At 67.0% G+C, this 7144-nt stretch carries 9 protein-coding genes; 5 read left to right on the top strand and 4 right to left on the bottom strand.

Annotated features, from left to right (window positions below):
- Positions 1-253 precede the first annotated feature (253 nt).
- The 3 genes from ACTWQR_RS42915 to ACTWQR_RS42905 are packed head-to-tail and all read right to left on the bottom strand — an operon-like array spanning position 254 to position 1361.
- Positions 254-637: a hypothetical protein gene (locus ACTWQR_RS42915; RefSeq protein ID WP_443232710.1), complete on the bottom strand. Its 384-nt coding sequence runs from the start codon at positions 635-637 to the stop codon at positions 254-256.
- A complete protein-coding gene (locus tag ACTWQR_RS42910) occupies positions 634-903 on the bottom strand; it encodes a hypothetical protein (RefSeq protein ID WP_443232709.1) in 270 nt (89 codons plus the stop codon). Before ACTWQR_RS42910 ends, ACTWQR_RS42915 begins: the two co-directional genes overlap by 4 nt.
- A 50-nt stretch (positions 904-953) precedes the next feature.
- A complete protein-coding gene (locus tag ACTWQR_RS42905) occupies positions 954-1361 on the bottom strand; it encodes an ATP-binding protein (protein ID WP_443232708.1) in 408 nt (135 codons plus the stop codon).
- A gap of 134 nt (positions 1362-1495) precedes the next feature.
- Between ACTWQR_RS42905 and ACTWQR_RS42900 the strand changes: the two genes are divergently transcribed.
- On the top strand, positions 1496-2380 hold the full coding sequence (locus tag ACTWQR_RS42900; RefSeq protein ID WP_443232707.1) for a helix-turn-helix domain-containing protein: 885 nt from the start codon (positions 1496-1498) through the stop codon (positions 2378-2380).
- 11 nt (positions 2381-2391) lie between these two features.
- Positions 2392-2586 carry a DUF397 domain-containing protein gene (locus ACTWQR_RS42895; RefSeq protein WP_443232706.1) on the top strand — a complete coding sequence of 65 codons (195 nt, stop codon included), beginning with the start codon at positions 2392-2394 and terminating at the stop codon, positions 2584-2586.
- Positions 2587-2638: 52 nt separating this feature from the next.
- Here the strand turns inward: ACTWQR_RS42895 and ACTWQR_RS42890 are convergent, their stop codons facing one another.
- Positions 2639-3217 carry a Uma2 family endonuclease gene (locus ACTWQR_RS42890; protein WP_443232705.1) on the bottom strand — a complete coding sequence of 193 codons (579 nt, stop codon included), beginning with the start codon at positions 3215-3217 and terminating at the stop codon, positions 2639-2641.
- A 226-nt stretch (positions 3218-3443) separates the two neighbouring features.
- Between ACTWQR_RS42890 and ACTWQR_RS42885 the strand changes: the two genes are divergently transcribed.
- From ACTWQR_RS42885 to ACTWQR_RS42875, 3 genes are all read left to right on the top strand, one after another.
- Positions 3444-5078: a peptide ABC transporter substrate-binding protein gene (locus ACTWQR_RS42885; protein ID WP_443232704.1), complete on the top strand. Its 1635-nt coding sequence runs from the start codon at positions 3444-3446 to the stop codon at positions 5076-5078.
- Between the two features lie 64 nt (positions 5079-5142).
- Entirely contained in the window at positions 5143-6066 is a 924-nt protein-coding gene (locus ACTWQR_RS42880; RefSeq protein WP_443232703.1) for an ABC transporter permease, read from the top strand.
- Positions 6059-7141, top strand: coding sequence for an ABC transporter permease (locus tag ACTWQR_RS42875; protein ID WP_443232702.1), 1083 nt, complete (start codon positions 6059-6061; stop codon positions 7139-7141). The genes ACTWQR_RS42880 and ACTWQR_RS42875 overlap by 8 nt, the downstream gene beginning before the upstream one ends.
- Positions 7142-7144: the final 3 nt, after the last annotated feature.

Here is a 7144-nt window from a genome sequence, read left to right as displayed (position 1 = left end):
TCGGTTTCGACGTCACCATCGGACCCGCAGGAACCGGACCCGCCTGAACCGGGCTCGACAGGAGTGCGGCCTCGCGGCGAGGCCGCACTCAAAGATGCCCGTGGGACCCCGGATTCACATCTCAGCGTGAACACTTTCCGGGAAAGTGTTCACGCTTTTCGGAGTGCATGCCTGGGGTCCGGGCCGAACGTGAGGAGTTGGACCGGCCTGGCACCTGCTGGAGCCGGGGTGCCCTCTGCCCACCGTGGATTTGTCAACGGTTCAGGTCGACGACGCGGGCAAAACGCGTCTCGTACAGGCCGGGGCGTACGGTCGCGATGAACGGCTCCTCGTACTCCTCCCCCACACGGAGCGCCGCCTCGACGGCTGCGGCTGAGCCGAACGGGAGTCCGCCCTCGTGTAGTTGACAGCAGGTCAGAGTGGCGGGGTAATCGAGGTCGATCGTCGTGATGCCCAGTTGTCCGATGTGGACGGCGATACCGGGACGTTCGCGCTCGGCCTCGATGACGGAGAGTACGGGCGCATGGAGGAACACGTCCGGTTCGAGCCGGGCTGCGTGGACGAGGCCGGAGACCTGTCGGTTGCCGCCCAGCGCCAGCAGGGTGTCGGCGTCGAGGATGTAGTGCTCTCGGATCACGCGGCGCCCTGCTCGGCCGCGTAGTGGGCGACGACCTGGCCGCGCACCTTGCGCAGGACCTCGGCGCTGGCTTCGTCGGTGACGGTGACGCCGAAGTGTTCTGCGAGGTACTCGGCGGTGTGCGCGGCGCGTTCCTCCAGTTCGCTCGGGGTGAGAGTGCTCTCGGCGAACTGCTCGATCAGGTGGCGCATGGTCGTACCCCGAGCCTCCGCGAGGAGGGCGAGACGGTCACGGGTCTTGGAGTCGACCTTGATCGTGGTGTCCATGGGGTGAGTATACCGACCGGAATACCGGAGAGCGGGAAGCTTCGCGGTGCTCACGCTTCCTCCTTCGGGGCGATGGCGAACCAGACCGCCTTGCCGTGCGGGTAGTCCCGTACGCCCCACTCGTCGGCGCACGACTCGACGATGCCGAGCCCTCGCCCGCGCTCGTCATTGTCGGCGGGAGTGCCTGGCGTCGGAGTACCCGCCCCGTGGTCCCAGACGGTGACCCGGAAGTCGTCCGGGGTGCGCTCCATGCTGACGTACGCCTCCACGGAGGAGTGGCGGTAAGCGTTGGTGACGACCTCGGAGACCAGCAACTCCACCGTGTCCACAATGCAGTTGAGCTTCGCGGCGGCGAGGATGCTGCGGATCGTGGCTCGGACCACGCGGACAGCACGGGGGTCGTGGGGGATGGAGAGGCCGTAGGTCCAGATGGGAGTGGGGGTTTCGGGCGTGCGCATGTGGCAGCCTCCAGTTATGTGCTTGTTGTGACTGAAGCCATACGTAACGTAGCGGATTAGGTTGCCAATACTCAACCTACTTGTGGGAGAGGTGGGTTGTTGGATACTTCAGTGGATGGCGATGAGGAGGCTGCATGGGGCTGAGGGCGAACCCGACGTATCGACAGCGACGCTTCGGCTCCGAGGTGCGAGCCATGCGTGAGAGTGCCGGATTCACTGCCGCACGTGCGGCAGAGGTGATGGAGATGAACGCCTCTCACATCAGTACCGTCGAGGCGGGACGGACGGGCCTGTCCGCAGACCGGCTCCATCGGCTTGCTACTGCTTCAGGTAGCGATGACTCAACCTATGTGGATGCCTTGGTTGATCTGGGTGCTGCGTCCGGCAAGGGATGGTGGACGGAGTATCGAGACCGGGTGCGTCCTTCGCTTCTCGATCTGGCCGAGTTGGAGGACGGGGCCGCTGAAGTGGTCTGCTACGAACCGTTCTTCGTGCCGGGGCTGCTCCAGACCGAGTCATACGCCTCGGTGATCCACCGCCAGGGGTACTCGAAGGCGCGGGAAGCCGAGCACGATCTGGCGGTCGAGTTCCGAGTCGCCCGCCAGCGGATCCTCCAGGGGGAACACCCTCCCCGGGTCCACGCGATCGTCCATGAGGCGGCACTGCACCCGTCGTACGGAGACAGGCGTGTCATGCGCGAGCAACTGGTCCGGCTGATTGAACTGTCACGCCTGCCTCACGTGACCATTCAAGTGCTTCCCTTTGACGGACCTGTGCCGTTCGGCACGTCCTTCACCGCGCTTCTGCCACCCGTGAAGAGGCTCGGAACCGTGATCGTCGCGCACGTCGAACAGTCCCTGTACCTGGGAGAGGTTGAGGCTCTTGCTCGGTACACGGACTTGTTCGCTAGGCTGCGGCACGCGGCGCTTCCGCCCATGGATGTGTCCGTGCCGCCTGAGGGGCACCTCGCCAAAGACTCCTTGGGCCTGATCCAGAGACTCCTCTATCCCCTCCTTTGAAGAAGGCGAGCATGACTGGGCTGCGGTGGCAGAAGTCGACCTACAGTGAAGGTGGCGCCGACACCTGCGTCGAGGTAGCCATTGACCCCGCCGGCACCCCCCACCTCCGGGAGAGCGACACCCCGGACGCCGTACTCACCGTGGCGCCGTCCGCCCTCGCGGCGCTGCTCGGCCGAGTCAAGAGCGGGAAAGCGTCCGGCGGTTGACCCCAACACGGGCCCGCCGAAACCCGTCGCGTACCCGAGCACCATCACCCCTTCAGCTCGACCCCGCCTTGCCGTAGCGGCGGAAGGCGCCGGTCTCCACGCTCCACGGGCCGAAGGGCACCGTATCGCCGAAGATGTATGGGTCCTTGTGCTGGTAGCGATCCTTGCAGGGGTCGGAGTGCACTTGGATGGTGCCGGTGCGAGGGTCGACGCCCATGTAGTGGGCGATGCCCATGGCTGGGTACTCGGCGAGTTTTTCGCCGTAGTCGTTGTCCGGATTTGACGGCGAGACGATCTCGATGACTGCCAGGACCTGCGTGGCGTCGACGGCGAGCCCCTCTTCGTCCAAAACGTCCTCGGGGATCACGACGGCGTCCGGGCGCCGCATCCGGCCGATCGCCGGGTGCTCGATCTCAGGGCCGTTCTCGCAGACATGGCCGGGGTGGGTTGCGGGCAGCTGCTCGTTGAGCTGGTTGCGGATACGGCGGACCGTGCCCCCATGGCGCTTCGAGGGGCTCATCATCGCGAGGAACGGTCCGGAGGGACCGATTTCGACATCCCAAGATCCCTCAAGGTGCTCGGCGTACGCCGTCAGCTCCTCGGCGATCGCGCGCATCTTCGCGTAGTCCATAACGTGAGACTAGCGAGGCCGATGCCTCCGTGCCGTCGCCAAGGAGGGGGTCCGCACCCTCCTGGTCGCGCACCCCCGTACGTGCACCCGCGTACGTGCATACGGATGGTCCATCCCCTCAGAAGGACGGATTCAATGCGCGCCATGTACCTTCTGCCCCGATATTGGGCGCTAAAGGTACAGCGCTCCGGCGCCGGAGCCACAGCGCACTCCGAGGAGGCACACCATGCGTGGAGCCACGCACGCCAGATGGGCCGCGAGCGCGGTGGCGGTAGCCCTCGCCGCGACGGCCTGCGGGGACGACGGGGGCGGCGAAAGCGGCGGCGAAGGCTCCGGCATCGTGAGTTCGTCGTGGGGTGACCCGCAGAATCCGCTGGAGCCGGCCAACATCAACGAGGTGCAGGGCGGCAAGGTCCTCGACATGGTCTTCCGCGGTCTGAAGCGGTACGACGCCGAGACCGGCGAGGCCAAGGACATGCTCGCCGAGAAGATCGAGACCACGGACTCGCGGAACTTCACGGTCACCATCAAGAGCGGGTGGACGTTCAGCAACGGCGAGCCCGTCACCGCCAAGTCGTTCGTGGACGCCTGGAACTACGGCGCCGGCCTCAAGAACAACCAGAAGAACGCGTACTTCTTCGGGTACATCGACGGCTACGACAGGGTCCATCCGGACGACGGCAGCAAGCAGAGCGCGGACACGCTGTCCGGGCTCAAGGTCACCGGCGACACCACGTTCACCGTCAGGCTCAACCAGAAGTTCTCGTCCTTCCCCGACACCCTCGGCTACGCGGCCTTCTCGCCGCTGCCCAAGGCGTTCTTCGACGACCACGCGGCCTGGCTGAAGAAGCCGGTCGGCAACGGCCCGTACACCATCGACTCGTACACCAAGGGCTCCCAGATGTCCCTCAGGAAGTGGGACGCCTACCCCGGCGCGGACAAGGCCCGGAACGGCGGCGTCGACCTCAGGGTCTACACCGACAACAACACCGCCTACACCGACCTGATGGCGGGCAACCTCGACCTCGTCGACGACGTGCCCGCCTCACAGCTCAAGAACGCCCCGAGCGACCTCGGCGACCGGTACATCAACACGCCGGCCGGCATCATCCAGACCCTCGCCTTCCCGTTCTACGACAAGGCCTGGGACAAGGACGGCATGGAGAAGGTCCGCATGGGCCTGTCCAGGGCGATCGACCGCGAGCAGATCACCGACACGATCTTCCAGAAGACGCGCACGCCCGCCACCGACTGGAACTCGCCCGTCCTCGGCAAGAACGGCGGCTACAAGGCGGGGCTGTGCGGTGACGCGTGCGAGTACGACCCCGGCGAGGCCAGGAAGCTGATCGAGGAGGGCGGCGGCCTGCCCGGCGGACAGGTCAAGATCTCGTACAACGCGGACACCGGCTCGCACAGGGAGTGGGTGGACGCCGTCTGCAACTCCATCAACAACGCGCTGGACAACGACAAGGCCTGCGTCGGCAACCCCGTCGGCACCTTCGCCGACTTCCGCGACCAGATCACGCAGTCGAAGATGAGCGGTCCCTTCCGGGCCGGCTGGCAGATGGACTACCCGCTGATCCAGAACTTCCTCCAGCCGCTGTACTACACCAACGCCTCGTCCAACGACGGCAAGTGGAGCAACGCCGAGTTCGACAAGCTCGTCGACCAGGCCAACGCCGAGACGGACCAGGCCAAGGCGGTGCAGCTGTTCCAGCAGGCCGAGGAGGTCCTGCGGGACAACATGGGCGCCATCCCGCTCTGGTACCAGAACGGCAGCGCCGGCTACTCGGACCGACTCTCCAACGTGGCCCTGAACCAGTTCAGCGTGCCCGTCTACGAGGAGATCAAGGTCAGCTGAGCCGCGAGGGCACCTCCCCCCCCAGAACCCGGAACACGGTGCCCCATCTACCTCCGGAGCCCTCATGGGACGGTATGTGATCCGGCGTCTGCTGCAGATGATCCCGGTCTTCTTCGGCGCCACCCTGTTGATCTTCCTGATGGTGAACGTGATGGGTGACCCCGTCGCGGGCCTGTGCGGCGACCGGCAGTGCGACCCCGCCACGGCCGCTCAGCTCCGGAAGGAGTTCGGCTTGGACAAGCCGGTGTGGCAGCAGTACGCGACCTACATGGGCAACGTCTTCACCGGCGACTTCGGCACAGCCTTCAACGGGCAGGAGGTCACCGAGCTGATGTCGACCGCCTTCCCGGTCACCATCCGGCTCACGATCGTCGCGATCCTCTTCGAGATCGTCATCGGCATCACCCTGGGCGTCGTCACCGGGCTGCGCCGCGGCCGCCCCGTCGACACCGGTGTCCTGCTCGTCACCCTCGTCGTCATCTCGGTGCCGACCTTCGTCACCGGTCTGCTGCTCCAACTGCTGCTGGGCGCCGAGTGGGGCTGGATGCGGCCCTCCGTCTCCTCGGAAGCCCCCTTCGACGAGCTGATCGTGCCCGGTCTCGTCCTCGCGTCCGTCTCCCTCGCGTACGTGACCCGGCTGACCCGTACCTCCATCGCGGAGAACCGGCGTGCCGACTACGTCCGTACGGCCGTCGCCAAGGGCCTGCCCCGGCGCCGGGTCGTCACCCGGCACCTTCTGCGCAACTCACTCATCCCCGTGGTCACCTTCATCGGCACCGACATCGGCGCGCTGATGGGCGGCGCGATCGTCACCGAGCGCATCTTCAACATCCACGGCGTCGGCTTCCAGCTCTACCAGGGGATCCTGCGCCAGAACACCCAGACCGTCGTCGGCTTCGTGACCGTCCTCGTCCTCGTCTTCCTGGCGGCCAACCTGCTGGTCGACCTCCTGTACGCCGTACTCGACCCGAGGATCCGCTATGCCTGAACCCCAGCCGCCGGAGCCGTACATCTCGGGCGGGGGCCGCGCACCGGAGGACGCCGCCGTCGCCTCCACGGGCATGGGCGGCGCCGTGGACCTGGCGACGAGCGAGGGCGCGAGCCTCGAAAAGGTCCCGGGCGGCCCGGAGGGCACGGGCCCACACCGGGGAGGCATGGGCCCACACTCGGGAGGCACGGGCCGACCAGAGCTGGATCCATCAGCCGCCTCCGGCGGACGGGCCCGCTCCCTCTGGTCCGACGCCTGGCGCGACCTCCGCCGCAACCCCGTCTTCATCGTCTCGGGGCTCGTCATCCTCTTCCTGGTCCTCATCTCCCTGTGGCCCTCGGCGATCGCCTCCGGCAACCCGCTCAAGTGCGAGCTCGCCAAGGCGCAGGAGGGCTCCCAGCCCGGCCACCCCTTCGGATACGACGGCCAGGGCTGCGACGTCTACACACGGACCGTGTACGGGGCGCGGGTGTCCGTCACCGTCGGCGTGTGCGCCACGCTCGGGGTCGCGATCCTCGGCTCGGTGCTCGGCGGGCTCGCCGGGTTCTTCGGCGGGGCGTGGGACGCGATCCTGTCGCGGATCACCGACGTCTTCTTCGCGATCCCCGTCGTCCTCGGCGGTCTGGTGCTTCTCTCCGTCGTGACCAGCTCCACCGTCTGGCCGGTGATCGGGTTCATGGTGCTGCTCGGCTGGCCGCAGATCTCCCGTATCGCCCGCGGCTCCGTGATCACCACCAAGCAGAACGACTACGTCCAGGCGGCCCGGGCCCTCGGCGCCTCCAACTCGCGGATGCTGCTGCGGCACATCACGCCCAACGCGGTCGCCCCGGTCATCGTCGTGGCGACCATCGCGCTCGGTACGTACATCGCGCTGGAGGCGACCCTCTCGTACCTCGGCGTCGGTCTGAAGCCGCCGACCGTGAGCTGGGGCATCGACATCTCCTCGGCGTCCGTGCACATCCGCACGGCGCCGCACGCGCTGCTCTGGCCGGCCGGCGCGCTGGCCGTCACCGTCCTCGCGTTCATCATGCTCGGCGACGCGGTGCGCGACGCCCTCGACCCGAAGCTGAGGTGAGCG

Origin of the sequence: Streptomyces sp. 2A115 (assembly GCF_052245575.1) — a bacterium.
In the GTDB taxonomy this organism is placed as follows: Bacteria; Actinomycetota; Actinomycetes; order Streptomycetales; family Streptomycetaceae; genus Streptomyces.
The sequence above is the reverse complement of the archived record's forward strand: the minus strand, read 5'-3'. Positions and strand labels throughout refer to the sequence as shown.

Bases quoted from the DNA above. Each gene is read 5' to 3' on its own strand.
- ACTWQR_RS42910 (WP_443232709.1), bottom strand. From the start codon at position 903: ATGGACACCACGATCAAGGTCGACTCCAAGACCCGTGACCGTCTCGCC.
- ACTWQR_RS42905 (WP_443232708.1), bottom strand. From the start codon at position 1,361: ATGCGCACGCCCGAAACCCCCACTCCCATCTGGACCTACGGCCTCTCC.
- ACTWQR_RS42900 (WP_443232707.1), top strand. From the start codon at position 1,496: ATGGGGCTGAGGGCGAACCCGACGTATCGACAGCGACGCTTCGGCTCC.
- ACTWQR_RS42895 (WP_443232706.1), top strand. From the start codon at position 2,392: ATGACTGGGCTGCGGTGGCAGAAGTCGACCTACAGTGAAGGTGGCGCC.
- ACTWQR_RS42890 (WP_443232705.1), bottom strand. From the start codon at position 3,217: ATGGACTACGCGAAGATGCGCGCGATCGCCGAGGAGCTGACGGCGTAC.
- ACTWQR_RS42885 (WP_443232704.1), top strand. From the start codon at position 3,444: ATGCGTGGAGCCACGCACGCCAGATGGGCCGCGAGCGCGGTGGCGGTA.
- ACTWQR_RS42880 (WP_443232703.1), top strand. From the start codon at position 5,143: ATGGGACGGTATGTGATCCGGCGTCTGCTGCAGATGATCCCGGTCTTC.
- ACTWQR_RS42875 (WP_443232702.1), top strand. From the start codon at position 6,059: ATGCCTGAACCCCAGCCGCCGGAGCCGTACATCTCGGGCGGGGGCCGC.